This is a genomic window from Acidobacteriaceae bacterium (assembly GCA_028283655.1).
Classification (GTDB): Bacteria; Acidobacteriota; Terriglobia; order Terriglobales; family Acidobacteriaceae; genus Granulicella.
Genome location: JAPWKE010000003.1, coordinates 2,516,910 through 2,542,334, shown reverse-complemented (window position 1 = coordinate 2,542,334; position 25,425 = coordinate 2,516,910). Strand labels below are relative to the sequence as shown.

At 61.4% G+C, this 25,425-nt stretch carries 18 protein-coding genes; 14 read left to right on the top strand and 4 right to left on the bottom strand.

Going from position 1 to position 25,425, the window contains the following annotated elements; genetic code table 11:
• Positions 1 to 49: 49 nt before the first annotated feature.
• Entirely contained in the window at positions 50 to 1,000 is a 951-nt protein-coding gene (gene trxB, locus PW792_13825; protein ID MDE1163006.1) for a thioredoxin-disulfide reductase, read from the bottom strand.
• Positions 1,001 to 1,062: 62 nt separating this feature from the next.
• On the opposite strand from trxB, the gene PW792_13820 reads away from it, so the two are divergent.
• From PW792_13820 to PW792_13810, 3 genes are all read left to right on the top strand, one after another.
• A complete protein-coding gene (locus tag PW792_13820) occupies positions 1,063 to 1,266 on the top strand; it encodes an allantoinase (GenBank protein MDE1163005.1) in 204 nt (67 codons plus the stop codon).
• A gap of 100 nt (positions 1,267 to 1,366) precedes the next feature.
• Positions 1,367 to 2,041, top strand: coding sequence for a hypothetical protein (locus PW792_13815; GenBank protein ID MDE1163004.1), 675 nt, complete (start codon positions 1,367 to 1,369; stop codon positions 2,039 to 2,041).
• A complete protein-coding gene (locus tag PW792_13810) occupies positions 2,034 to 4,919 on the top strand; it encodes an IPT/TIG domain-containing protein (protein MDE1163003.1) in 2,886 nt (961 codons plus the stop codon). Before PW792_13815 ends, PW792_13810 begins: the two co-directional genes overlap by 8 nt.
• Before the next feature lie 70 nt (positions 4,920 to 4,989).
• Here the strand turns inward: PW792_13810 and PW792_13805 are convergent, their stop codons facing one another.
• From PW792_13805 to PW792_13795, 3 genes are all read right to left on the bottom strand, one after another.
• Entirely contained in the window at positions 4,990 to 6,402 is a 1,413-nt protein-coding gene (locus tag PW792_13805) for a sugar MFS transporter (GenBank protein MDE1163002.1), read from the bottom strand.
• A 134-nt stretch (positions 6,403 to 6,536) separates the two neighbouring features.
• Positions 6,537 to 9,017 (bottom strand): glycoside hydrolase family 31 protein, encoded by a 2,481-nt coding sequence (locus PW792_13800; GenBank protein MDE1163001.1) that lies wholly within the window; start codon positions 9,015 to 9,017, stop codon positions 6,537 to 6,539.
• A gap of 117 nt (positions 9,018 to 9,134) precedes the next feature.
• Positions 9,135 to 11,333 carry a winged helix-turn-helix domain-containing protein gene (locus PW792_13795; GenBank protein MDE1163000.1) on the bottom strand — a complete coding sequence of 733 codons (2,199 nt, stop codon included), beginning with the start codon at positions 11,331 to 11,333 and terminating at the stop codon, positions 9,135 to 9,137.
• A gap of 272 nt (positions 11,334 to 11,605) precedes the next feature.
• Here PW792_13795 and PW792_13790 point away from each other — a divergent pair, with 272 nt between their 5' ends.
• The 11 genes from PW792_13790 (at position 11,606) to PW792_13740 (ending at position 25,415) form a co-directional block, all read left to right on the top strand.
• Complete coding sequence (locus PW792_13790) at positions 11,606 to 15,160, top strand: TonB-dependent receptor (GenBank protein ID MDE1162999.1); 3,555 nt, start codon at positions 11,606 to 11,608, stop codon at positions 15,158 to 15,160.
• A gap of 92 nt (positions 15,161 to 15,252) precedes the next feature.
• Positions 15,253 to 17,133 (top strand): alpha-amylase family glycosyl hydrolase, encoded by a 1,881-nt coding sequence (locus tag PW792_13785; GenBank protein ID MDE1162998.1) that lies wholly within the window; start codon positions 15,253 to 15,255, stop codon positions 17,131 to 17,133.
• A 47-nt stretch (positions 17,134 to 17,180) separates the two neighbouring features.
• On the top strand, positions 17,181 to 18,068 hold the full coding sequence (locus PW792_13780) for a class I mannose-6-phosphate isomerase (protein MDE1162997.1): 888 nt from the start codon (positions 17,181 to 17,183) through the stop codon (positions 18,066 to 18,068).
• Positions 18,069 to 18,263: 195 nt separating this feature from the next.
• A complete protein-coding gene (locus tag PW792_13775; protein MDE1162996.1) occupies positions 18,264 to 19,175 on the top strand; it encodes a hypothetical protein in 912 nt (303 codons plus the stop codon).
• Complete coding sequence (pyrE, locus tag PW792_13770) at positions 19,172 to 19,798, top strand: orotate phosphoribosyltransferase (GenBank protein MDE1162995.1); 627 nt, start codon at positions 19,172 to 19,174, stop codon at positions 19,796 to 19,798. The genes PW792_13775 and pyrE overlap by 4 nt, the downstream gene beginning before the upstream one ends.
• Complete coding sequence (pyrF, locus tag PW792_13765; protein MDE1162994.1) at positions 19,795 to 20,601, top strand: orotidine-5'-phosphate decarboxylase; 807 nt, start codon at positions 19,795 to 19,797, stop codon at positions 20,599 to 20,601. Before pyrE ends, pyrF begins: the two co-directional genes overlap by 4 nt.
• The gene (locus tag PW792_13760) at positions 20,591 to 21,829 is read left to right on the top strand and encodes an amidohydrolase family protein (GenBank protein ID MDE1162993.1); all 1,239 of its coding nucleotides are present in this window, start codon (positions 20,591 to 20,593) and stop codon (positions 21,827 to 21,829) included. Before pyrF ends, PW792_13760 begins: the two co-directional genes overlap by 11 nt.
• Complete coding sequence (pyrB, locus tag PW792_13755; protein MDE1162992.1) at positions 21,822 to 22,754, top strand: aspartate carbamoyltransferase; 933 nt, start codon at positions 21,822 to 21,824, stop codon at positions 22,752 to 22,754. Before PW792_13760 ends, pyrB begins: the two co-directional genes overlap by 8 nt.
• A gap of 8 nt (positions 22,755 to 22,762) precedes the next feature.
• Positions 22,763 to 23,230 (top strand): RidA family protein, encoded by a 468-nt coding sequence (locus PW792_13750; protein MDE1162991.1) that lies wholly within the window; start codon positions 22,763 to 22,765, stop codon positions 23,228 to 23,230.
• Positions 23,231 to 23,361: 131 nt separating this feature from the next.
• Positions 23,362 to 24,060 carry a response regulator transcription factor gene (locus tag PW792_13745; protein MDE1162990.1) on the top strand — a complete coding sequence of 233 codons (699 nt, stop codon included), beginning with the start codon at positions 23,362 to 23,364 and terminating at the stop codon, positions 24,058 to 24,060.
• Between the two features lie 11 nt (positions 24,061 to 24,071).
• Complete coding sequence (locus tag PW792_13740; GenBank protein MDE1162989.1) at positions 24,072 to 25,415, top strand: ATP-binding protein; 1,344 nt, start codon at positions 24,072 to 24,074, stop codon at positions 25,413 to 25,415.
• Positions 25,416 to 25,425: the final 10 nt, after the last annotated feature.

Here is a 25,425-nt window from a genome sequence, read left to right as displayed (position 1 = left end):
TGGAAGGAAATCCACCGACTCACAGCCGCTTTTTGTTGCTTCCGTTGATTTAGCGGCCGAGCTCTTCGAGGTACTTTTCAACTTCGAGAGCGGCCATGCAGCCTGTTCCGGCAGCCGTGATGGCTTGGCGGTAGCGGCGGTCCTGGACGTCGCCGCAGGCGTAGACGCCGTGGATCTGAACGCCTTGACGCGTGGTGAAGACGTTGTGCTCGGTCTTGACGTAGCCGTCGGCGTCGAGGTCGATCTGGCCGGAGAACATCGTTGCGTTGGGCTCGTGACCGATGCCGAGGAACATGAACTGCACGGGAAGCGTCCAGCGCTCGCCGGTCTTCGTGTTGTGCAGCTTCAGGCCCTTGAGGTCCTTCTCTTCCACGCCGAGGCAATCTTCTACGACGGTGTTGTGGAGGAACTCGATCTGCGGGTGCGCGATGGCGCGCTCCAGCATAATGCGCGAAGCTTTGAAGTTCTCCGAGCGGTTGATGAGCGTGACCTTGCTGGCGAAACGCGTGAGGAAGAGCGCCTCTTCCATCGCGGAGTCACCACCGCCGATCACGGCGATCTCCTTGCCAGAGGCGAAGAAGCCGTCGCAGGTGGCGCAGGAGCTGACGCCGAAGCCGACGAGCGCTTTTTCGCTGGACAGGCCGAGCCAGCGCGCCGAGGCTCCAGAGGCGATGATCAGCGTGCGGGTCTTGATGATGTCTTTGCCGACCTGCAGCTCAAACGGGGAGACGAGCAGGTTCGCGCTGGTGAGGTGAGCCATGCGCAGCTCGGCGCCGAAGCGCGTTGCCTGCTTCTTCATGTTCTCGATGAGTTCGGGGCCCTGGATGCCTTCGGGCCAGCCGGGAAAGTTTTCAACCAGCGTGGTGATGGAAAGCTGTCCGCCGGGTTCATGCCCTTCGAGAACGAGGGGCTTGAGGTTGGCACGGGCCGCGTAGATAGCGGCGGTGAGTCCGGAGCAGCCGGAGCCAAGGATGACGGTGTCGCGAACGATCTCTGACATAACTCTTTTGATTGTAGCGGCGATGAAAAGGGTTCAGACGGGCAAAAGCGTAGGATTTGAGGATGGCTGATCTGGTTTTGGTTTATGGGATGAAGTTGCTGCCGGCAGAGGAAGTTGCGGCAGTTGAGGCGGCGAAGATAGAGCTGAAGAACGGGAACGACTCTCGCGTGACGATGCATGTGCTTTCGGGCTCGCGGGAGCAGATTGAAGCGCAGCTTCGCCACAGCATTGATGCGTTCTTCGATTTTTATCCGGAAATTTCGTAGGCATGAGCTTGTAGCCTCCTGGCTTTAGCGCTGTCCGCACAGGGACAGTGGCCTATCCTGACGCACTTCGCGACGAAGAAGAGCGTGGAGGGTACGGGCGATGCTGAAGCGGATTTTCTGGTGCGTGGGGATAGGGCTGTTGGGCGTGGCTGTCGCTGCGGCTGGGGCGCAGGACGTCTCGGTGGGGGCGGCGCTGCGCAGCCTGGCGTCGCGTGCCGAGAATGCGTTTGTGGGGCAGGTGGTGTCGATCACGCGGAAGGGTGGCGTGGTCGAGGTGGTCTTTCGCGTCGACCAGAATGTGATGGGGAATGGAACGGGGGCTACGTTCACCCTGCGTGAGTGGGCTGGGCTGTGGCCGGTGGGGATGCAGCGGTACTGGGTGGGCGAGCGGGCGATGGTGTTTGTCCAGGCTGCGAGCGCGGCTGGGCTGAGTTCGCCGGTGGATGGTGCTGAAGGCGTTGTGCCGGTCGTGATGGCTGGAGATGGAAGCGCGCCGCAGGTGGATGTGCGGCGGTTGGCGACGCGGGTGCAGCGTTCGCTGGAGACTCCGCTGGCGAGTGTGGCGGTGAGTGCTTTTGTGCCGCTGCAGGAGGCGGCTGCGGTGGCCGCGGCGTGGCGCGAGCCGACGTGGAAGGAGCCGGGGGTGCCGGTTGCCGGGACGCCGCACCGGCGTAGTCCGGTGCAGGAGCTTCCGGCCGAGGGGGTGCCTGCTCGCGGTGGGGTGACGATGGCTTCACAGCGGATGCAGCCGATGCTGGAGGCTACGCATGAGTAGGTTTCTGCGTCTTCTGGCGGCGATTCTTCTTGTAATGGTGGTGGTTCCTGCGCTGGCGGGCGGGCCCCGGTTTGTGACGGGGGCGCAGTACGCCAACCCGGGGCAGCCGATGGCGTTTCGGACGAACAACGTGCTGTACTTCACGGACCCCGCAGTGCTGAACAGCAGTGTGACCCATGCGCAGGCGGACGCGGTTGTGGCGGCTGCGGCAGCGGTGTGGACGGTGCCGGTGGCGAGCCTGACCCTAAGCCAGGGTGGGACGCTGAGTGAGCATGTGAGCAGCGGGAACACATACTTTGACGGCACGGCAGTGGTGTTTCCGGCGGACGTGCAGGCTTCGAACTACCTGGGGAAGCCGATCGCGATCGTTTACGATTCGGATGGTTCGGTGACGGACCTACTGCTGGGGTCGGGGGCGAGCAGTCTTTCCAGTTGTCGGCAGAATGAGGTGCTGGAGAGTGTGGACGGCTTTGGCGCCGCAGGGACGATTGACCATGCGCTGATCGTGGTGAACGGCAAGTGCGTGACATCGTCGACAGACTCGCTGAAGCAGTTGCAATACCTGGTGATGCGTGCGTTTGGGCGAGTGCTGGGGCTGGGTTGGTCGCAGACGAACGACAACGTGTTCACGGCGGCTTCTACGCCAAATGCGCGGCAGGTGGTGTACTGGCCGGTGATGCATCCGATCGATGTGCTGTGCGGCAGCTATACGTACCTTTGCATGACCAATCCGTTTACGCTGCGCGCGGATGACCTGAGCGCGTTGACCATGTTGTATCCCGTGACCACGGAGGCGAACGGCAAAATTCCGAGTCTGAGCCAGGCGGTGCGCTTCAACGGAGTGATACAGAACGAAGATGGGTACGTCACCGGCAGCGGTTCAGTGAATGTAAATGTGCGGCTGATGGTGGGGTTTGTTCCCAGCGACTGGCAGTATGCTTCCAGCGTGTCGGGCTATCTGTTCCGGCAGAACGCGGGCAATCCGGTCAGTGGAGCCCCGCCGGAACAGCTTGATACGGGGGTGAGCAATGTCGATCTGCAGGGGTATTACAACGTGGCTCGTGTGCCCATGACGGAGGGGGCCGTGCGCTATGTGATCGAAACGGAAGCGGTTAATCCGCTGTACACGGGGCAGTATGCGCTTGGGAACTGGCAGCGTCCTCCCGTGACGCCAACTTCCACCGGAAATATCACCTGGGGTGATTACGGGGGGACAGATACTGTGACCTCGAGAACGGTGCTGAACGATGGCCCTGAGCGTTGCTATACCAGCACCAATGGGACGGAAGGAAACCCGGTGGCGACGGCTGCGGGCGGATGGTGGAGCGATGTTCTGTGCGGAAGCCAGTTCCCGGCGTGGAGTGTTACGCCAACGCTACGCGGTGGACGAAGCTGGACGCTGGAGACGCTTGCGCAGGATGAACAGGGCAACACCTCTACCAACAAGGCGCAGCCCGTGATTGGTGTCTGGAGAGCGCGTGACGATGGTGGACTGTTGCCGACGGTCGCTTCGGCAACGGTGCCCATGAACGGCAGCGTCGCTGGGCTGACGCAGTTGAAGGTGTCCGCTTCTGCTGCAGATGCAAGCTATCGTGTGGCGATTGCGGACTACTACGGTGACGGCCGGCCGGATTATCTCTACAAGGCGCGACTGATGTACGCCGATGCTGTTTCGCCGTCTTCGGTGAGCAGCAGCGGGGGGCAGATCTCGATTACGGGGATGGGCTTTGCAAGTGGGAACCGTGTCACGGTGAACGGCGTGGTTGCCTCGGTGGTGAGTTGGTCGGCGAACACGATTGTGGCCGTGGCTCCGACGAGCGTGTTGGCGAAGGCGACGTCGGGTGTGCCTGTGTCTGTTGCGGTGACGGACATGACGACGGGGGCGGCAACGTCGATCACCGGAGCGCTTGTCTATGCAGGAGCGGGAGCGTACACGGTCGCGAAGGTTTCAGCCCCGGCGTCGCTGGCGACAGGGATGACGGCGGCGACTTCTTTCGCGGTGCGTGTGCTGGCGAGTGATGGAGTTACGCCGATTGCGGGAGCCAGTGTGAGCCTTGCCGTGAGCGGAGGAGCGTCGCTTGTAGCCTGTGGCGTCGCGTCGAGCTGCGTGCTGACGGCGGATGCGAACGGGCTGGTGCAGAGCAAGGTCGCAGGTGTGGCGGCTGGGCTGGTGACGTTGTCGGCCACAGAGTTGAGCGGAGGAGCCAGTGTGCAGGTCGCGGTGACCGATGCTGATCCGGTGCGGAGCGTGCAGATGCTCGCAACCGCGGCGTGGGTTGCGGCTGGCGGCAGTGTGTCGCTGCCGGTGGTTTTGAACGCGGTGCAGGACGGCAGCCCCGCGAGCGGTGTGCCTGTGGCGTGGAGCGCTTCGTCCGGGCTGACGCTGAGTGCGACAAGTTCGCTGACTGCGGCGAATGGTGTGGCCAGTGTGAGTGTGGGGATGAATGGGTTGGCGAGCGGAACGGCGCAGGTACAGGGCTGTGCGTGGAGCACGGTCTGCGCGATGTGGATGGTGATCGCTGTCGATGCCAGCCAGTGGGTGCCGTCGCTGGCGAGTGGAGCAGGGCAGAGCGTAGCGTCGAGTGCGACGTTTCAGCCGGTGGTGGTCGTGGTCTCTGACGCGGCGGGGCATGTGCTGCCGGGAGCGGCGGTGACGATCGCGCAGACGGTGACGGCCTGGGAGGGTGCTTGCCCGACGCAGGGAAGATGCCCGGCTGCTCCTGTGCTGACGAAGTCGCAGACGGCCGCGGTAACCGGGGCGGATGGAAGCGTGAGCTTTGCTCCCCTGGAGGTTGCGAACACTGCGGCTGTTACGAACGTGGCGGTGAGCGCTGGGACGAATGGCTTTGTGGCGATGTCGCTGGTGAAGGTCCCTTGATCGGGGTGAAGAGCAAAAAGAAGGGAGCGGCGAAAGCCGCTCCCTTCCTTTTGCTGCAGATGCGTTGCTGTTAGACGACTGGTTCCAGTACCGGCGGGCGACGTGTGCTCATCAGGCCGTAAAGGGTGATGTACACGTAGCAGAGTGCGGGAATGATGAGCGCGGCCTGGGGGCCGTGCAGATCGGCCAGCTTGCCGGTGGTGAGCGGAAGGATCGCGCCGCCGACGATGGCGGCCACCATCAGGCTGGAGCCCTTGGAGGTAAGCGAGCCGAGGTCCTGGATGCCGAGCGTGAAGATCGACGGGAACATGACGGAGTTGAAGAAGCCAACGCCGAGCAGCGTCCACATAGCGACGGAGTGCGGCACGAGTGTCTGAGTCAGACCGCCGACGTACGCGAAGATGTGCGTCGTGCCGTAGATGCCGGTGAAGCCGTGAGCGTTCATGCTGGTGATGACCAGCGCCAACGCTACGATGGCCGTAAAGCCAAGCAGGAGACCTGTCTTCACCTTCTGCAGAATGGCCGAGCCGATGAAGCGGCCGATCATGGCGCCGCCCCAGTAGACCATCAGGAACTGTGCTGCCTGGTTTTCCGGCAGGCCTGCGATGCTCTTCTCGCCCATGTAGTTCACCAGCAGCGAGCCGATGGAGACTTCAGCGCCGACATAAGCAAAGATGCCGAGCGCGCCGCCGATGAGCCACGGCTTGGACCAGATGCTTTGCGAGCTGCTCAACGCTTCCGCGAAGGCGCCGGGACGGAAGTCCTGCGTGTGCTCGGAGACGCCGGTCGTGGTCTTCAGCTTGATGGTGGCGAGAGCCACGGCCAGCAGCACCAGCATGAGCGTCATGCCTATGTAGGGCATACGAACGGAGGAGGCCTGCGTCGCGCGGTAGCTTTGCAGCGCGGCGGCAGAGAGCGAGTGCATCTGCGCGGGCTTCAGTTCGCCGATGCCCTTCAGGATGAAGCGTGCACCGATGAGCGGAGCGATGAACGTGCCAACCGAGTTGAATGCCTGGGCCAGTACGAGACGGCTCGATGCGGTGGAGGATGGGCCGATCACCGTGACGTACGGGTTTACGGCGACCTGCACGATCGTCATGCCGGCAGCCAGGATGATGAGCGCACCGAGGAAGATAGCGTAGACCGCGAAGTACGATGCGGGGATGAAGCCAGCCGCGCCGACCGCCATCACCAGCAGACCAGCGACCATCGTTTTCTTGTAGCCGAACTTGTCGACCAGCTTGCCGCCAGGGTAGCTGAAGACGAAGTAGGACATGAAGAAGGCAAACTGCACGAGCATGGCTTCGGCATAGGAGAGCTCGAAGATGCTCTTAAGGTGCGGAATGACGACGTCATTAAGACACGTAAGGAAGCCAACCATGAAGAAGAGCGCGGTGGCCACGCTCATCGCGCGGGTGTCGGTTTTGCTATATGCGTCTTCGCGATAACCGGGCGCGCTGGGATTTCGGAGAGGAACGGCCAAGGGTGGGACTCCTTACAAAAGCTTTTGATGCGGCAAGAATCTTCGCTTCTGAGGGTACATGTTCCGTGCATCTATTGGAAAGACGAAGGCCTCAAGCTGCACCGATGGAACGGTGTCGCTTGAGGCCTGTGAGTCTAGCGCAGGGTGATGGTTTGTGGCTTTTGGGAGGGGGTGAAGATTACGGCCTGGCCAATCTCCGAGTGCTCTAGGGAGAGAGATTTTCCTGCCAATGTGGCGGTTGTGGCCTTCGATCCGACGACTTCGATCCGCAGAGTGTGGAACCAGGGCTTGAAACTGCCCTTCGGCGCGTCGAGCGTAACGGTCAGCGATCCGTCTGCTGCGGCCGAGCAGGTGAAGTGCTCGCGGAAGAACTGGCCCTTGCGGAAGTTGAAGGTGAGGCCGTCGTCCGTGTACAGGTCGCCGGAGCAGGCTTCGCCGGTGGCTGGCGGGAAGACGCGGAGCGTCAGCGGGCCGTTTGGCGTTTCGCTGGTGGACTGCACCAGCGGCTGCATGGGGATGATCGAGCCGCCGCGAACGTAGACCGGGAGATCAGCCAGCTTCGGCGTGATCATGATCGGCGGCGGGCCCTGCTTCGCATCGCGAATCTCGTGGTCAGCGGCACCGATGGAGCCACGACGATCGAGCGCTGCGCCGGTCCAGTAGTCGTACCAGAGGCCTTCGGGGAGATGAACGGTGTAGGGTGCGACCTCCTCGGGCGAGGGGTTTGCGGCCACCAGGATGCGGGGGCCGAAGAGGAACTCTCCGGTTGCGTCGTTGTCCAGCGGGTGGCTGTCCGTGGTGGCGTGGGGGAACTCAAGGAAGAGCGGGCGGGTGATGGGCAGGCCGGTCCGCGACATCTCCTCCGCGGTGGTGTAGAGGTAGGGCATCAGCCGGTAGCGTTCTTCTATGTAGCGGCGGCGGATGGCCTCATGCTCGGGACCGTCGACCCAGGGCTCGTGCAGATTGGTGCCCTTGGCGGAGTGGTCGCGGTCGATGGGCTGGAAGGCGGCAAGCTGCAGCCAGCGGGTCAGCAGGTCAGCCGGAGGCGAGCCAGCGAAGCCGCCAACGTCCGCTCCAGACATGGCGAAGCCGGAGAGTCCGAGGTTGAGAAGCTGCGGGGTAGTCTCGCGCAAGTGGTTCCAAGTGGAGGAGTTATCGCCGGTCCAGGTGACGGCGTAACGCTGGCCGCCAGCGAAGGAAGCACGTGTCATGACGAAGGGCCGGAGGTTCGGCCGGAGCGTCAGCAGGCCTTCCATGGTGGCGCGCGAGTTCTCCATGCCGAAGACGTTGTGGATCTCGGGGTGGAAGGCGGTGCGCGGCGCAAAGCCCTGCGCTTCGTTACCGGAGATGCGGTGTTCGACGTCGTCGGGCATGGTCTTGGACGGGTAACGGAAGACGGCTGGCTCGTTCATGTCGTTCCAGAAGCCAGCAGCGCCGTCGTTGAGGAACTCCGCGAAGAGCGTTCCCCACCATTTGCGGGAGGAGGCCTGGGTGAAGTCAGGGAAGACGGAGGGGCCGGGCCAGACGGGGCCGACGTACTCCTTGCCGTTCTCGTGGACGAAGTGGTCGCCCGCGTGGCCGGAGGTGTAGGGCAGGTAGGTGCCATCGGTGACGTGAGCGATGTGGAGATCGGTGATGAGGATCGTCTTGAAGCCGTCCTTATCGAGGTTGCCGAGCAGGCCCTTCATGTCCGGGAAGCGCGATTTGTCGACGGTGAACGGACGGTTGCGGTCCTGGAAGTCGATGTCCAGCCAGAGAACGTCGGTCGGGATTTTGTCGCGGCGGAGATGAGCGGCGACGTCTTCGACCATGGACTGCGGGTAGTAGGAGTAGCGCGACTGCTGGAAGCCGAGCGCCCAGAGCGGCGGGAGCGGCGTGGGGCCGGTGAGCCAGGCGTAGTCTTCGACGACCTGCTTGGGCTCAGGGCCGTAGAGCAGGTAGTAGTCGAGCGGGCCAGCGGGAGCGGAGAAGGTGTAGCGGTCGTTGCGCTCGCGGCCAAAGTCAAAGAAGGTGCGGAAGGTGTTGTCAAAGAGGACACCGATGGTGCGGCCGCCGTGCATCTCCAAAAAGAAGGGGATGGACTTGTAGATGGGGTCGGTGGACTCCTGGAAGCCGAAGTTGTCGGTGTTCCACATGGTGAAGGTTTCGCCGACGCGGTCGAGCGGTCCCATCTTGTCGCCGAGGCCGAAGAAGTGGTCGTCCTCGGTCTTCTTCTTGCTGACACGGAAACCGTCGGAGCTCCACTGCACGGGCAGGACGTCCTGCTGCAGGATGTGTCCGTCGAGGTCGGCGACGGTGAGCTTCTGGTCAGGGTCGACGGAGACGCGGAGGCTGGAGGTGGCGAAGCCGTCCGGCTCGGATGTGACCTGGATGCGCGCGGTGCGGGCCGCGGGGAGAACAGCCCAGGAGGCGTCCTCGGCCGGGTGACCGTTGGGGAAGATGCGGACCCGGAGAACGTCCGGCCGCAGAGCGTCCACCCGAAGGGTAAGTTGCGCTCCCGAGAGTTCGAGGCCGGTAGCGGTGTGGGCCGAAGCAGGCAGCGCCGTGGGCTGCTGAGCGTACAGGGCGGCGGAAAAAGACAGGAGCCCGAGCGAGAAGAGATTGAGGGGACGCATAACACCTTCAAGAGGCCGGATTGCGATCGATCAGCGCAATGCAGACCACGCCTTTCATCCATCATTTTCTTGTCAACAGGTAAACGTATTTTTATGAACTGTTTACGGGCGACGAGATTACTGCTTGAGGTCGAGTGAGAAGAGGTTTCCGGTGAAAATTCGGGTGCGAATCAAGGGCACATCGCCGGGAGCGAGGCCGCTGAAGACGTAATCGACGGCGCCGTGGGCGCGGGAATCGGCCAAGCGTACGAGCACCGTTACCTTGCCGTCGGGGATGGAGATCCGCTCGATCGGCTGGCTGGGGTCGAGCGAGGCATGGACGTAGAGGAAGCGGCTGTCGGAGGACCAGACGGGGTCGGCTCCAGAGTCGCTGGTGATCGTCGTCCAGCTTTTGGTGGCGAAGTTGTAGAGGCGCACCTCGCGCTGGTCGAGCGTGAGGGCGGCGAGATAGTGGCCGTCGGGTGACCATCGAGGGCTGAAAAGTCCCTGCGAGTTGGGCAGCGGCTCTGTCTTGCCGGTATCCAGATGCAGGAGATTGATGCCGCGTTCGGCGTTTTCCTTGCCCAGTGTGTCATTCAGGCGGCCGAAGGCGATGGTCGTGCCGTCGTTCGACCAGGAGGGGTCGGCTGCGTTGCGGGCGTCGTCCACAAGCGGCTTGATGCTGCCACCGCTGGACGGTATCTCATAGATACGCCATGCTTTGCCTGGTTCACGGGCCATGGCGACGAGCTGCTTGCCGTCGGGCGACCAGCGGGCGAGGAAGACGTCGAGGCCGTCGGGCGAGAGCTGCAGGCGTTCGCGGCCGTCGGCGCGGGCGCGCCAGAGAAGGCCGTTGGAGTCTGTCCAGACGACCCACTGGCCGTCTCGCGAGTAGTCGAGGCGCACTGCACCTGCAAGGAAGGAGTCGTCGGCAGTGACGTCGCCTGTGGGGGAGACGCGCTCGAATTCGGAGCGGGCGTCGACGCCCTGGAAGTAGATGCGGTGCCCGGTGCGGGAAGCTACCGGCGACTGGAACTGCAGGGGGCCGTCGGTAAGCTGGATGGGCGAAGTGGTTGCGCTTCCAGTAAGTTGCCAGAGGTTGTCGGTGCCGCCGTGGCTGCTTTGGAAGACAAACTGCGAGCCGTCGGCGGTCCACACGCCGCAGCACTCGCCGGAGGGTTGGGAGAAGCCCGCGAGCAGGCGCTTGGGCTGGCGGTCGCTGGCGTTGAGCTGATAAAGCGCCACGGTGTGGGTGATGGGGTCGATGACCGTGAAGCGGAGCAGCTTGCCGTTTGGCTGCCAGCGCAGCCAGAAGGCGCGGCCGGGAAGCGTGGCGTAGTGCTCGGGGGAGCTAGTGCCGGAGCGCGTGGTGAAGAGGTCGTTGCCGCTGGCGTAGAGAATGGTGATGCCGTCGGGCATCCAGGTGGCGTCGTGCGCGAGGACGCTGCCGATGCGCTGGGCGGAGCCGCCGATGGTGGGAACGACCCAGAGAGGCTGCTCGGATTCGGGAGAGAGGTGGTCGCGCAGAAGCAGGTGCGAGCCATCGGGAGAGATGTCCCCGAGCGTGGGGCTGGCGACGTCCGAGGGAATCTGCATCGGAATGCTGTTGCCCCCGGCGAGTTCGATAGCGGTGAGACCGTAGTGGCCGCTTTCGAGCGTGGGAGCATAGAGATAGGGGCCGTCGGTGACTTCGGCGGCAAAGTTTTCGGTAGCGTTGCCCGAGGGGGCAAGATGCCCGTTATGAGTAATTTGGATGATATGGGGAGGCGTTACGGATGTGCGTTGATGCCCGATGAAGTAGCCGCTGGCCAGCGCTGTCAGGGTTGTGGCTGTAGCCAGGAGTAAATAAAGGATGCCGTTGTTTCGCTCTGCGCGGAGGGGAGGAGCTGCGGGCTCTGCGGCGAGAGGCTCTGGCGGAGCAGAGCCCGCGTCGGAGGCTTTCTCCACTGCGGGGGGTGTGGCGGCAGGCTCTTCTGCTGGAAGCACTTGCGGCGGCGGAGCGACTCTGGTCACGGGAGCGACGAAGCGGTAGCCGCGGCGGGAGAGGGTTTCGACGAAGCGGGGATTGTCGGCGGAGTCGCCGAGGGCTTCGCGGATCTTGTTGACGGCGGTGCCGAGGGAGTGGTCGAAGTCGACGACCGTGTCTTTGCCCCAGAGGCGCAACTGTAGCTCTTCGCGGGTGATGATCTGTCCGGGCCGCTCCAGCAGGCAGGCGAGCACCTTGAAGGGCTGGCTCTGCAGCTTGATGCGAAAGCCTGCCTTCCAAAGCTCACCGGTCTCGAGATCAATCTCAAAGAGTCCGAAGGTGAGGCGCGGGTTTTGGACAGGGTTTTGCATGCAAACGAGGGGCCTGAAGTACGCAACTGACACTGTAACACTCTCGTTCGATGGTCTTTTCAGCGAAGGCGGGTTGAATCTAAGTGATTGATTTATAGAGATTTGATAGTTGAAGAAAAATTGAAATAGAAACGCCGTTCAGAGGATTGCGCTGATGTCGCAGAGGCAAGCAAGGTTGCCCGCGTTGCAATCGCATTCTCCTTTGGGAACGGGAAGTAGATTTTCAGACGTAGCCCAACCAGGCCCGATTGCACTTTTTTGGAGGCAACACCATGTATTCACCTTTTGGAAATAGCCGTCGTTCGAAGCTTCGTAGCTTCGCTCTGATGGCGGCGCTTCTGGCGGCCGGGACAGGATCCCTGCTGGCCCAAAGCGATACAGGACGTATCACCGGAACGGCGGTCGATTCGACCGGAGCTCTGCTCCCCGGCGCCGCCGTAAAGCTCGTTAATGTAGATACCGGCGCTGTCGAGGACAGGACGACCGGTTCGGGTGGCGAGTTCACCTTCCCGGCTGAGATGCGTGGTCACTACCGCATCGAGATTTCGATGCCCGGCTTCAACACCCAGAAGCAGGCGTTCGAGCTTCAGGTGCAGCAGGTGCAGACGATCTCCTTTAAGCTAGTCACCGGCGGCACCAGCACAACGGTCGACGTAACGGATGCCGCTCCTGTGGTCGATACCTCAACCTCATCCACCGGTGGCGTCGTTGAAGGCACCCAGGTGGTTGACCTTCCGGTGAACGGTCGCAACTTCACCCAGTTCGCCACTCTGATGCCGGGCGTTACGCGTGGTGCTCCGGCTTCGGCGGCTTCCGGCCAATCTGGTGCGGTGGAAACCTTCCGCTACAAGGACTCTGGTGGTGCTGCACTTTCGGTAAACGGACTTCGCCAGCAGGCTAACAACTTCCTGCTCGACGGCGTGGATAACAACGAAGCCTTGGTCAACACGATCATCTTCTTTTCTCCACCGGAAGCCGTGCAGGAGTTCCGTGTCACCACCTCGGTGGCGCCAGCAGAGTTCGGCCGCGCAGGCGGCGCAATCGTGAACACCTCTATCAAGTCGGGTACGAACCAGATCCACGGATCGGCTTTCGGCCTGTACCGTGCGGCGGCGTTCGATGCGAACCCCAACTACTTCTCGCCAACGACGGCGAAGCCTTCGTTCCAGAAGAAGACGTTCGGTGGCAGCATCGGCCTTCCTATCTGGAAGGACAAGCTGTTTTTCTTTGCTGATTATCAGGGCCTGCGTCAGAAGGTTCCGCAGGCAGCTGGCTTCGTCACCGTTCCTACGGCGCGCATGCGCCAGGGTGATTTCGGCGAACTGGTGGGCCTCGGAACGACCACGCTTCCCGACCCCACGTTGACGGGTTGCACCAGTGTGACCACGCTGAATGGGCATACGTACAGCACCGTGACCGGCGCTGGCGGCTTGACCGCGCAGCAGGTTTATAACGCAAGTGCAGATAACGGCGCGATTTTCGATCCGACCACTTGCACCCAGTTCGGTACGACAGCAAATCCGAACTTGATTCCCCTTGCCCGCCGGAACGCTGCGGCGATGAATTACTTCAACGCCTATGATGCCCCGACGCGTTCGGGCGTCATCCAGAACTTCTATGCGCTGCGTAGCTCGCTGCTGAACTACAACGACATGGATGCTCGCCTTGACTTCCATCCGACGGCGAAGGACTCGTTCTTTGTGCGCTTCAGCTATGCGCAGGACGATAACCCAATCAACAGCGAATTCAGCGCCCTGCCTGCTGGTTATGGCTCGGGTAACAATGTAACGCGTCCTCGCGGCGGAGCCTTTGGCTACACGCGCATCCTTACGTCGAACCTCATCAACGAGTTCCGTTTCGGCTACAACAAGGACATCTACTCTTACCTGCCGCCCCTGTACAACCAGGCGGTTTCTGCCAACCTCGGCATCGTGAACGCGAACCGTAACGCCCAGCTGGGTGGTGGTGCGCTCATCGGTGGCAGCAGCACGGAAATCGAGTACACCGGTGACGGTGGGCCGTACTCTGTGCCGCAGCACACCATGCAGTTTGCGGATGCTGTGACGTGGACGCACAAGAACCACACGTTCAAAGCAGGTGTGAACTTCATCAACCGCGAAGTGGACTTCTTCCAGGGCAACGACGGTAAGGGTTTCTTCCAAATCGGTGGACCGAACTATCCGGGCACGGGCCGCTTCACGGGCTATGAGTCTTCGGAACTCGTTTCGGGCTTTACCGATTACATCATTGGACCGTCGACCAACTACTTCTATACGAAGAATACGGAAGATGGCTTCTTCGCTCAGGACGACTGGAAGATCACTCCGCGTCTGACGCTGAACCTTGGTGTCCGCTATGACCTGTACACCTCGCCGTATGAGGTGTACAACAACCAGGGGAACTATGACATCGCTTCGGGCACGATTTTCGCAGCGGGTCAGAATGGCCACTCTCGTTCGCTGGTCAACACGGACAAGAACAACATCGCTCCGCGCATCGGTTTTGCTTATGACGTTTTCGGTAACGGCAAGACGTCGATTCGCGGTGGCTACGGCATCTTCTACTTCCTGGACCGTGGCGGTGTAGGCAACCAGCTCAGCAACAACCCCGGCTACAACGGCACGTATAGCTATCTGGCATCTGCCGGCTATCGCGTAACGTTTACCGGTCAGGTAGCGGCCGGTACCAACGACGCGAGCGCAACGAAGGCAGCTCTTCCGCTTCCTGTCGTCGCGACAACTGCTGATCCTGGAACTGCGACCGTCATTGCCGTTCGCCCGACGAACCAGAATAGCCAGATCCAGCAGTTCAACCTGCAGGTGCAGCAGGCTATTGATCACTACACCTCGCTGACCGTTTCTTACGTCGGCACCACGTCTCAGCATTTGATGACATGGTTCAACGCCAACCAGCCTTACCTCGGTGGCACTGGCTCGACGACGACAGGTGTTGCTGGCGGTTTGATCTATCCGACCCGTGGAACGATCACGGAAGGCTGCGCTTGTGGATCGTCGAACTACAACGGTCTGCAGATGCAGGTGACGCGGAACATGCCGAATGGCTTGACGCTCACCGGTGCGTATACCTACTCGCATACGCTGGATAACTCCAACGGCGCGTTCTCAACCAACAGCGGATCGGGCCGTATCCAGATCAAGGCGAATGGTCAGCCTGATTTCCTCTCGAACTACGGCAACTCGGATCAGGATATTCGCCACGTCCTCGTAGCCAGCGCAACGTACAAGCTCCCCTTCGGCCGTGGCCAGAAGTTTGGCTCGAACGTTCCCTGGTACATCGATGAAGTGATCGGCGGATGGCAGATCAATCCTCTGTACACGCTCACCAGCGGTTCGCCGTTTGATTTCTCGACTTCGGGAACGAACTCGCTGGCTGACAACCGTCCTGACGTGCTTTCCTACAAGCCCTCTTCGCATGCCCGTCTGGGAGGTGCAAACTCGGTGGCTGGTCAGTATGTTTACTTCACGGGTACGTTCACGACGCCTCCGACGAGCACTGCTGGTGGCTATACTCGCGTCGGTAACCTGTCGCGTAACAAGTACTATGGCCCGGGCTACAACGACCTGGACATGTCCGCGTTCAAGGGCTTCCACATCACGCAGCGCGTGAATGCGGAGTTCCGTGCGCAGGCGTTCAATCTGTTCAACCACCCGCAGTTCACCAATCCTGATTCAACCATTCATGATGGTGCTGCTTCGGGTGCGAACTACGTAGTTTCGCCCACACAGACTGGCAGCTTCGGCACGATCAGCGGCATTCGTTATGAGTCGCAGCGTGAAGTCGAGCTTGGCTTCCGTGTGAGCTTCTAACTGTAGGTCGTCAACGAAGTGCAATGAACCAAAACGGCCCGGCGAGTGATCGCCGGGCCGTTTTGCCTTAAGTAAAAGAGGTTTTTGAAACGATGAAGCAATTGCTGGCTCTGGCTTGTTTGTTGACGGGAAGCGCTGTGATGAGCGCTCAGGTGAAGATCGATAAGGTTGATCCTCCTAACTGGTGGGCGCAGATGCCGAAGCCAATGTTGCTCGTTCATGGTGAAGGTCTGAAGACTGCGACGTTTTCGCTGAGCGATAAATCGCTGCGGGTGGAGCGTGTGGTGCCGAGCGAGAATGGGCACTGGGCGCAGGTGTGGCTGGCTGCTTCGCCGACGAAGCCCGAGACGGTGATTCTGCGCGCGCGGGTGGGGGCAGAGCACGCTGAGGCGAGCTATCGCTTCGAGCAGCGCAAGGCTGCGTCGGCGGGGTTTGCAGGCTTTAATTCGAGCGACGTGATGTACCTCATCATGACCGACCGCTTCGCGGATGGCGATTTGAAGAACGATGGCCTGCACGCCGATGCTGCTGCTTCCAGCGCAGATGCGGCGCAGCAGCGCGCGTTGGTTCGTGGATGGCATGGCGGCGATCTGCGCGGGATCGAAGATCATCTGAAGTACATTCAAGAGCTTGGCGCCACGACGGTGTGGATGACGCCGGTGTATCAGAACCATGAGGCTGACAGCTATCACGGCTATGGTGCGACGGATATGTATCGCGTGGACGAGCACTATGGCACGCTGGAGGACCTTCAGTCGCTGGGCAAGGCTCTGCATGCGCGCGGCATGAAGCTGGTGCTGGACACGGTGCCGAACCATGTTGGGCCGGCGAACCCCTGGCTGGCCGATGCGCCTGCGCCGGACTGGTTCCATGGAACGAAGGCGAATCATGAAGAGGCCGAGAGTGACTTTCAGGCGTTGATTGATCCGCACGCGAGCGAACGTGACAAGCGGGCGACGCAGCAGGGATGGTTTGCGAACGCGTTGCCGGACATGAATACGAGTAGCCCGGCGGTGGCGCAGTATCTGCGGCAGAACGCGATCTGGTGGATTGAAGAGACGGGCGCGGATGGGCTGCGTATTGATACGTATCCGTATGTCGAGCGGGCGTTCTGGCATGAGTTTCATGCGACGCTGCGGAAGCTGTATCCGCGGCTGACGTCTGTGGGGGAGACGTTCTCGCCGAACCCAGTGTTTACGTCGTCCTATGCGGGCGGAGTGACGCGCGTGGGTGTGGATACGGGCTTGGATACGCCGTTCGATTTCCCGACGTACTTCGCGGTGCGTGAGGTCTTTCTGAAGGGCAAGTCGATGGACAAGCTGACGGATGTGCTGGCGGATGATTCGCTGTATCCGCACCCGGAGCGTCTGCCGATGTTTATCGGTAACCACGATACGTCGCGGTTCCGCGAAGAGGCTTCCAGCGATGCGGCGATGCGTGAGGCGTTTGCGTACGTGATGCTGTCACGCGGCTTCCCGCAGATTTACTCCGGCGACGAGCTTGCGATGCGTGGCAAGGATGATCCTGACAATCGCCGCGACTTTCCGGGCGGGTTTACGGACCAGAAGGTGAGCGCGTTTACGGCGGCTGGCCGTGTGGGCGAGCAGGCGACGATGTTCGACTGGGTGTCGACGCTGGCGAAGGTGCGGCGGGAGAACCCGGCGCTGAGCTGCGGTGCGGAACAGTTGCTGGAGACGGACAAGGACACGCTCGTCTTCCTGCGCGATATGCGCCATGCGGCAGCGCCGGAGGCGTGCGGAGCGCAGAAGGCAAGTGAAGAGCGTGCGCTGGTCGTGATCCATCGCGGTGCGGCGGAGAAGCGTACGGTGCCGATTGATGAAACGTGGATGATGGGCTGCCGGTTGGGCAAGCCGGTTGTGGGCAAGTCGACGGCTGAGGTTGTGGGCGGGCAGAAGGATGACCTGCAACTTGCGTTGGAGAAAGACGACGTTCTTGTCATCCCATGCCAGTGACGTAGTACGCTGCTGAGTACACACCTCAAAGGGAGTTTTACCGTCGCATGGGACTGCTGGTTCTTGAGCCGATCTTGAAGGAACGCATATGGGGCGTGGAGCAACTGCCCGCCCCATACCCTCAGCCGGAACCCGGCAAGCCGATCGGTGAGGTGTGGCTGACGGCGTTGGAGTGTCCTGTTGCCGAGGGCGGGGAGCCGGGCAAGAGGCTGGGCGATCTGCTGCCTGACTTTCCCCTGCTGCTGAAGATTCTGCTGCCCAAGGAGAAGCTGAGTGTGCAGGTGCATCCCAATGATGAGGAAGCACGGCTTATTGGCGAGGCCCGCGGCAAGACGGAGTGCTGGTACATCCTGGAGGCGGAGCCTGGAGCAGAGATTGCGTTGGGTCTGAAGCCCGGGGTGAAGGTCGAAGACCTGGCTGCGTCGATTGCCGACGGCACGATGGAAAGCAAGATGAAGATGGTGCCGGTGAAGGCTGGCGATCTGGCCTTCGTCGATGCCGGAACGATCCACGCGATTGGGCCCGGGATGACGGTGCTGGAGACGCAGGAGTACAGCGATGTGACGTATCGGCTGTACGACTATGGGCGTCCGCGCGAGTTGCATTTGCAGCAGGGACTGGCTGTTTCGAAGATGGAGACGAAGGCTGGGCTGGTCGCTGCGGAAGAGCATGAGCAGTACACGCGGCTTGTCGGGTGCGAGTACTTTGCGGTGGATGAGCTGAAGCTGACGGCCAACGAAGCGACTCCGCTGGATGCGGTGGGCAAACTGCAGATCTTTGTTGCTCTTGTGGAAGGCGCTTCGCTGCGGGCGTTGGACGGCAGCGAGGAGACGCGGCTGCCGAAGGGGCAGGCTGTGGTGCTGCCTGCGGGGGAGGGAGCGTACGTTGTTCGCGCACATGCGGGTGGTAAGGTGATGCGTATTCTCGAACCCTAGTGTTACCCTCATAAAGGGTGGTGGATGCTAGTCGAGCCAATGTACAACCCGTTGCTGTCGTATGAAGAAAACTACGAGCGCGGACCATTTGGAGAATTCAGCAAACCGGGAGTTTTAAGACGCGCGGGCGATCCGCGCTTTTCTTTTGCCGGTCAGAAAGTTTGGCAGCCGTTCGGGATTCCAGCAGGTCCGCTGGTGAACGGAAAGTTCGTGAAAGCCGCTCTGGATAAGGGTTTTGACGTACCTGTTTACAAGACCGTACGGACAGGGGCGTACAAAAGCCACGCCTGGCCGAACGTGTTGCCGGTGAAGGTGGAAGGCGATCTGGCAGCAGATGGCCGGACGCTGATTGCAGGCGAAGAGTACGAAGAGCCGCTCTCGATTACAAACTCTTTTGGCGTGCCGTCGATGTCTCCTGACGTGTGGCAGCCGGACCTTGCCGAGTGCGTGCGCTATGCGCAGCCGGGGCAGTTGGTTGTGGGCAGCTACCAGGGCACGTTGCCGGAGCATGGCGGCGGCGTGGCTGAGTACATCGAGGACTTTCGGCGGGGCGCGCGGTTGATGCGTGAGACCGGCGTGAAGGCGGTCGAGGTGAACTTCAGCTGCCCGAATGAGGGAACGGCGAACCTGCTCTGCTTCGATGTGGAGCGGTCGCAGCGGGTGGCGGAAGCGATCCGCGAAGAGCTGGGCGAGACGCCGCTGCTGATCAAGATGGCGTACTTCAAGGACGATGCGAAGCTCGAAGAGTTGGTGCGCGTACTTGGGCCGTTCGTCAGCGGGCTTTCGGCGATCAACACGATTTCGGCGGAGGTTCGCGATCGCGAGGGCAACCAGGCGTTGCCGGGCGAAGGCCGCTTGATGAGCGGAGTTTGCGGCCGCTCGATCCGCTGGGCAGGCGTGGCGATGGTGAAGAAGCTGGCGCGTCTGCGCGAGGAGCTTGGGCTTTCGTATGAGATCTGCGGCGTGGGGGGAGTTTCTTCTGCGGCGGATTATGCGGAGTATCGGGCTGCGGGCGCGGATGCGGTGATGAGTGCGACGGCAGCGATGTGGAACCCTGCGCTGGCGCAGGAAATCTGGGAAGCAGAGACGGAGGCGGTGAGCGCGTGAAGCAGATAGCGCAGGCAATTCTGGAGATTGGTGCGGCGGGTTTTTGCGCGTCGCAGCCGATCACGTTCAAGAGCGGTATCGTGTCGCCGGTTTACTGCGACAATCGCCGCTTTCCGTTTTGGCCGACACAGTGGAAGCAGGTGATCGAAGGCTTCGCGCAGGTGATCGCGGAAGAAGAGCTCGCGTGCGATGTGATTGCGGGCGTTGAGGCTGCGGGTATTCCGCACTCGGCTGCGCTGGGGTTTGCGACGGCCAAGCCGAGCGTGTTTGTGCGCAAGCAGGCCAAGGACCACGGCACGAAGAAGCTGGTCGAAGGTGGCGATGTTGCGGGCAAGCGTGTGGTGCTGGTTGAAGACCTGGTGACGACGGGTATGAGTTCGCTGGCGGCGATTGAGATGCTGCGGGCGGAAGGTGCCGAGGTTACGGACTGCTTCGCCATCATCAGCTACGGCTTTGCGGAGGCGGAAGAGAAGTTCCGCGACGCAGGTGTGACGCTGCATGCATTGACGACGTTTGGAGAGGTGCTGGAGACGGCGTCGGCCGAGGGCCGCGTGAGTGAAGGCGAGGCTGCTGCCGTGCGTGAGTGGCTGCGTGATCCGCGCGACTGGAGGCCACGCGCATGAATCCAGTGATCGAGAAGTTTGAACGTGCAGGCTCATTGGTTTGTGTTGGGTTGGACTCTGAGCTGGGCTTGCTGCCGGAGCGGTTTCAGTCGCAGGCGGAGCCGCAACTGGCGTTCAACCGTTGGGTGATTGAAGAGACGCGCGAGTATATCGGTGCGTACAAGTTGAACGCTGCGTTCTATGAGGCCCGTGGCGCGCAGGGCGTACTGGAGATGGAGCGCACGGTTGCGTTTCTTCGCGAGGCTGCACCGAAAGCTGTGACGATCTGCGATGCGAAGCGGGCGGACATCGGCAATACGAATCGCGGCTACGTGGAGTCGATCTTTGATGCGATGGGCTTCGATGCGGTGACGCTGCATCCGTATCTTGGGAGCGAGGCGCTGAAGCCGTTTCTGGAGCGTGACGATAAGTTGTCGATCGTGCTCTGCCGCACGTCGAACCCCGGTGCGGGCGAGTTGCAGGACCTGCTGGTTGAAGGGCAGCCTTTGTGGAAGCGGGTTGCGCACCAGGTGAGCACGCAGTGGAACGCTCGCGGCAACTGCGCGCTGGTGGTTGGAGCGACGTGGCCGGAGGAGATGCGCGAAGTGCGTGCGACGGCTGCGACGCTGCCGTTCCTTGTGCCGGGTATCGGGGCGCAGGGCGGTGATGTGCGTGCGGTGGTGGATGCTGGGCTGGATGGTCGCGGTGGCGGGCTGATGATTTCCAGCTCGCGCGGAGTGATCTTTGCGGAGAGTCCGCGGGCGGCAGCGCAGGCGCTGCATCAGGAAATCGAAGAAGCACGGGTGACGAAGAGTGCGCGTTGAAGGAACGTTGGTTGCGGAAGATCGGGTTTGGCAGGGTGCGGTCGTTATTGACGATGCAACCGGCCTGATTGTGAGCGTGGAAGACGCGCGCGGCGAGAGCGATCTCGATACGACGGGCTGCCTGATCTTTCCGGGCTTTGGCGACATCCATATCCACGCGCGTGAAGATGCGAGCGGGAAGCAGATGTACAAGGAAGACTTCACGACGACCTCTGCTGCGGCTGTGCACGGTGGCGTGGTGCAGGTGGCGGACATGCCGAACAACGTGATCGCTCCGGTGAACGATGAGCTGTATGCCGAGAAAGAAAAGCTGACGGCGAAGAGCGACGTGCATGTGACGCTCTATGCGGGAATTGGGCCGACGACGAATCCGCTGCATCGCCATGTGCCGTATAAGGCGTTCATGGGGCCGTCGGTGGGGGATCTTTTCTTTACCAGCGCGGAGCAGTTGGAGCAGGCGATTGCACGCTATCGCGGCAAGAACGTCAGCTTTCATTGCGAAGATCCGATCATCATGGACGCGCATCGCGGCGAGCCGACGCATGAAGAGCGTCGGCCTGCGCAAGCGGAGGTGTCTGCGACGGCGCTGGCGCTGCAGTTGATCGAGAAGTACGAGTTGCAGGGCAAGCTTTGTCATTACTCCACGCGCGAAGGTCTGCCGATGATTGTGGCGGCGAAGCAGCGTGGTGTGAAGGTGACGGCTGAGGTGACGCCGCATCATCTCTTCTTTGATACGTCGTCGCTGACGGAGGAGAACCGCTTGTGGCTGCAGATGAATCCTCCGCTACGAGCCACGGAAGACCGGTTGGCGATGATCGAGGCGTTGCGGCGAGGCGACATTGACTATGTGGCAACGGACCACGCGCCGCACTCGCACGAAGAGAAGCTGAAGGGCGCAAGCGGTGTGCCGCATCTCGATACGCTGGCTCCGTTTGCGACGTGGCTGATGGCGGAGCATGGGTTTACGCCAGAGTTAATTTGCAAGTATTTCTCTGCGAACCCGGCGCGGTTTGTGCGCGAGTTTCTTCCGAAGGAGCTCGGCGAAGGCTTTGGCGCGATTGCTGCGGGTTATGCGGGATCGCTGACGGTGCTGGATATGCAGACGCCGTACACGGTGACGCGCGAAAGTGTGAAGACGAAGTGTGCGTGGAGCCCGTTTGAAGGCTTTACGTTCCCTGGAAGCGTGCGCGCGACGATTCTGCGCGGGAAGGTGTTTGGAAATGGCTGAGAAGCTTCAGCATGTGCTTAGCGTGAAGCAGTTGATGGATGTGACACTGCTGCAGGACCTCTTCGAGCTGGCGTGGGAGTTTGAGCGCGATGAGGTCGAGCGCAAGTCGCGCACGCGGTTGAGCGGACGCATCCTGGCGACAATGTTCTATGAGCCAAGCACGCGTACGCGCTTCTCGTTCGAGGCCGCGATGCAGCGGCTGGGTGGCGGTGTGCTGACGGCGGAGAATGCGGTCGACAACTCGTCTGCTGCGAAGGGCGAGTCGATTGCCGATACGGCGCGAGTGATTGGTGGCTATGCGGACGTGATCGCACTGCGCCACTTCGAGCGGGGTGCCGTGACGGAGGCGGCGAGCGCGTCGCCGGTGCCGGTGATCAACGCCGGGGACGGGGCGGGGGAGCATCCGACGCAGGCCTTGCTGGATGCGTACACGATTCGCAAGGAGTTGCACCGTCTGCATGGGCTGCGCATTGCGGTCGTGGGTGATCTGAAGAACGGTCGCACGGTGCATTCTTTGTTGCCCTTGCTCAGCCTTTTTCCTGGGTTGCACGTCACGATGATCGCTCCGCCAACGTTGCGTCTGCCGGCGGAGTCGGTGGCGGAGTTGCAGCAGCGCGGTGTCGTTGTGGTGGAGACCGAAGAGTTCAGTACGGAGATTCTGCGCGAGGCGGACGTGGTCTATATGACGCGGGTGCAGCGTGAACGTTTTGCGTCGGATGAGGAGTACGAGGCGGTGAAGGCGCTGTACATTCTCACGGAAGAGGTTGCGGATCAGCTCAAGCCGGAGGCGATTATTCTGCACGCGTTGCCGCGCTTGCAGGAGCTTCCTGCGGGCGTCGATCGCAACCTGCGGGCAGCGTACTTCCGGCAGGCAAAGAACGGCCTCTATGTACGCATGGCGTTGCTAGCGTACCTGCTGGAGTAACGACGGATATGAATATTGACGCACGATTGAAGGCGCTGGGGATTGAGTTGGCGCAGGCCCCGAAGCCCGCGGCAAATTATCTGCTGGCGAAGCAGATGGGTGGGTTGTGCTTTTTGGCTGGAGCTATCTCGCTGCATGGTGACGTGGTGATCACGGGGCGCATGGGGGAGAACCGCAGCGTTGAAGAAGGTTACAGCGCGGCGCGTGCGAGCGGGTTGCGTGCGCTGGCGATGTTGGCGAGCGAACTAGGCTCGCTGGAGCGCGTGGCATCCGTGGTGAGTGTTACGGGTTTTGTGAACGCGACGCCGGAGTTCGACAAGCTGGCCGGGGTCATGGACGGCTTCTCTGATTTGATGGTCGATGTCTTTGGCGAGGCGGGCAAGCATGTTCGCACGGCTGTCGGGGCGAGCTCCTTGCCACGGAATGCACTCATCGAGGTGCAGATGGTTGTTGCGACAAATCCCGCTGGATCGTGACAGATCCGTTACAGCCAAGTTACAGCGTGTTGATTCTGCTGGGATTGTTGTTCATATTCACGCAAGCGCAATAATCCGTAGTGGCGCCCGATGCGATACTCTGGCTAGCCAACGAACGAGGTTTGCTCAACGTGAGTCAGACGATTGTAGTGCTTGAAGACGATATCGATATCCAGCGGCTGGTGCAGTATCAGCTGGAGTCGGCTGGGTATGACGTGAAGGCTTATGCGACGCCGGGGCAGATTGCCGCCGATGCAGAGCGCGATCCGCCTTCACTCTTTCTGTTGGACATCATGGTGCCGGGTGGCGATGGGCTGGACCTGTGCCGCCGTTTGCGCTCGAACGCCAAGCTGTCCGGCGTGCCGATCATCTTCCTTACGGCGCGTGCGAGCGAGAACGATCGCGTGCTTGGCCTGGAGATGGGCGCAGATGACTACATCACCAAGCCTTTTGGGACGCGTGAGTTGCTGGCTCGTGTGAAGGCTGTGCTGCGCCGCTTCGAGCGCCCGACAGCGCCGAGCCTGCTCAAGTTCGACAGCATTGAAATTGACCAGGCTGCGATGCAGCTGCGCGTGAACGGTGAGTTGCTGGCAACGACGGCGACCGAGTTCCGCTTGCTGGATTATCTGGCCCGCCATCCGGGCCGCGTCTTCAGTCGCGATCAGCTTCTGGATGCTGTCTGGGGTGACGCTCGCTTCGTGACGCCGCGTTCGGTGGACGTGTATGTGCGCCGCGTGCGTGAAAAGGTCGAGACCGATCCTGAAAATCCGCGTTATCTGAAGACGATGCGTGGCGCCGGCTATCGCTTTGAGATGCCGAAGGTAAGCTAAGGCGGCCAGCAATGCGAATCTCCTGGGCAGTGCGAATCTTTGTGCTGGCGATCGCTGCGTCGATCGCCGGTGCCGGGCTGGCGGATCAGTTGCCGCATACACCGGCGTGGGGCCCGGGCGTTTTCTTCGCCCTGTGGGTCTTCGGCGTGTTCTGGATTGCGGTTGCGCTGGTGAAGCAGCGCCGCATGGAACTCGATGCCATGCAGCACGCGTTGCGCGCGTTTCCTGCCCAGATTGCCTCGGATAACGCTGCCTTCTCCCACCTGCTGCCGGGGCTGGAGTTCCTGCTGCTTGAAGCACAGGGACGACATCTCGCTGAACGTAAAGTTCTGGAAGACGAACGTGCGAAGCTGGCTGCGGTGCTCGATGCTATGCGTGACTGGGTGGTTGCCGTTGATGCAGGGGGCTACATCCTGTGGGCCAACGCGCCGATGCGCGAGGTCTTGAATGGGGCGACACGTTCGGGCAATCCGCTGGTAGCGGCTGTTCGAGATCCTGAGGTTCTGCTCTGCGTTCGTGTGGTGCTGGATGACCACATCGTAGCGGAGCGCCGTGCGACAGGATTGTTGCCGGGACGTATTCATGATGTGACTGCGGCGCCGATTCCCGGTGGCGGCGCGGTGGTGGTGATGCGTGACTCGACGCCGATTGAGCATGCGGAGCGCACGCAGCGTGAGTTTATCGCGAACGTCTCCCACGAGCTTCGTACGCCGCTGACTTCCATCAGCGGTTATGTGGAGACGCTGCTTGATCACGAGCAGTCGTTGAGCGCTGGTGCGAAAAACTTCCTGGAGATCATCCTGAAGAACGCCACACGTATGACGCGTCTGACGGAAGATCTGCTGGCTTTGGCCCGAGTTGAAAGCGGCGAGGACAAGCTTACGCCGACTGCGCATCCGGCTGATCGTATGGTGAGCGATGCGGTAGCGGCGGTACGCGGACTGGTCGTGGATGCAGGAGCACAGTTGTCGTTGCATGCCATTACGACTGTTCGTGTGATGGCGTCCTCAGATCAGATCGTGCAGGTGCTTTCCAACTTGATCGAGAACGCGACCCGCTATGGGCGTACGCGGGCAGGCGAGCCGGCAACGGTGGAAGTGGGCGCTGTGCTGGACGGCGAGATGGTGCGCTTCTCTGTGCGTGATCACGGCGTGGGCATTGGCAGCGAGCACCTGGAGCGCATCTTCGAGCGCTTCTATCGCGTGGACAAAGCACGTTCGCGTGAGACGGGTGGAACGGGTCTCGGACTTGCGATCGCGAAGCATATTGTGGAACAGCATGGCGGCAAGATCTGGGTAGAGAGTGATCTCGGCTCTGGTTCAACATTTTTGTTCACGTTGCCTGTTGCTGCTTAGTCATTATTTC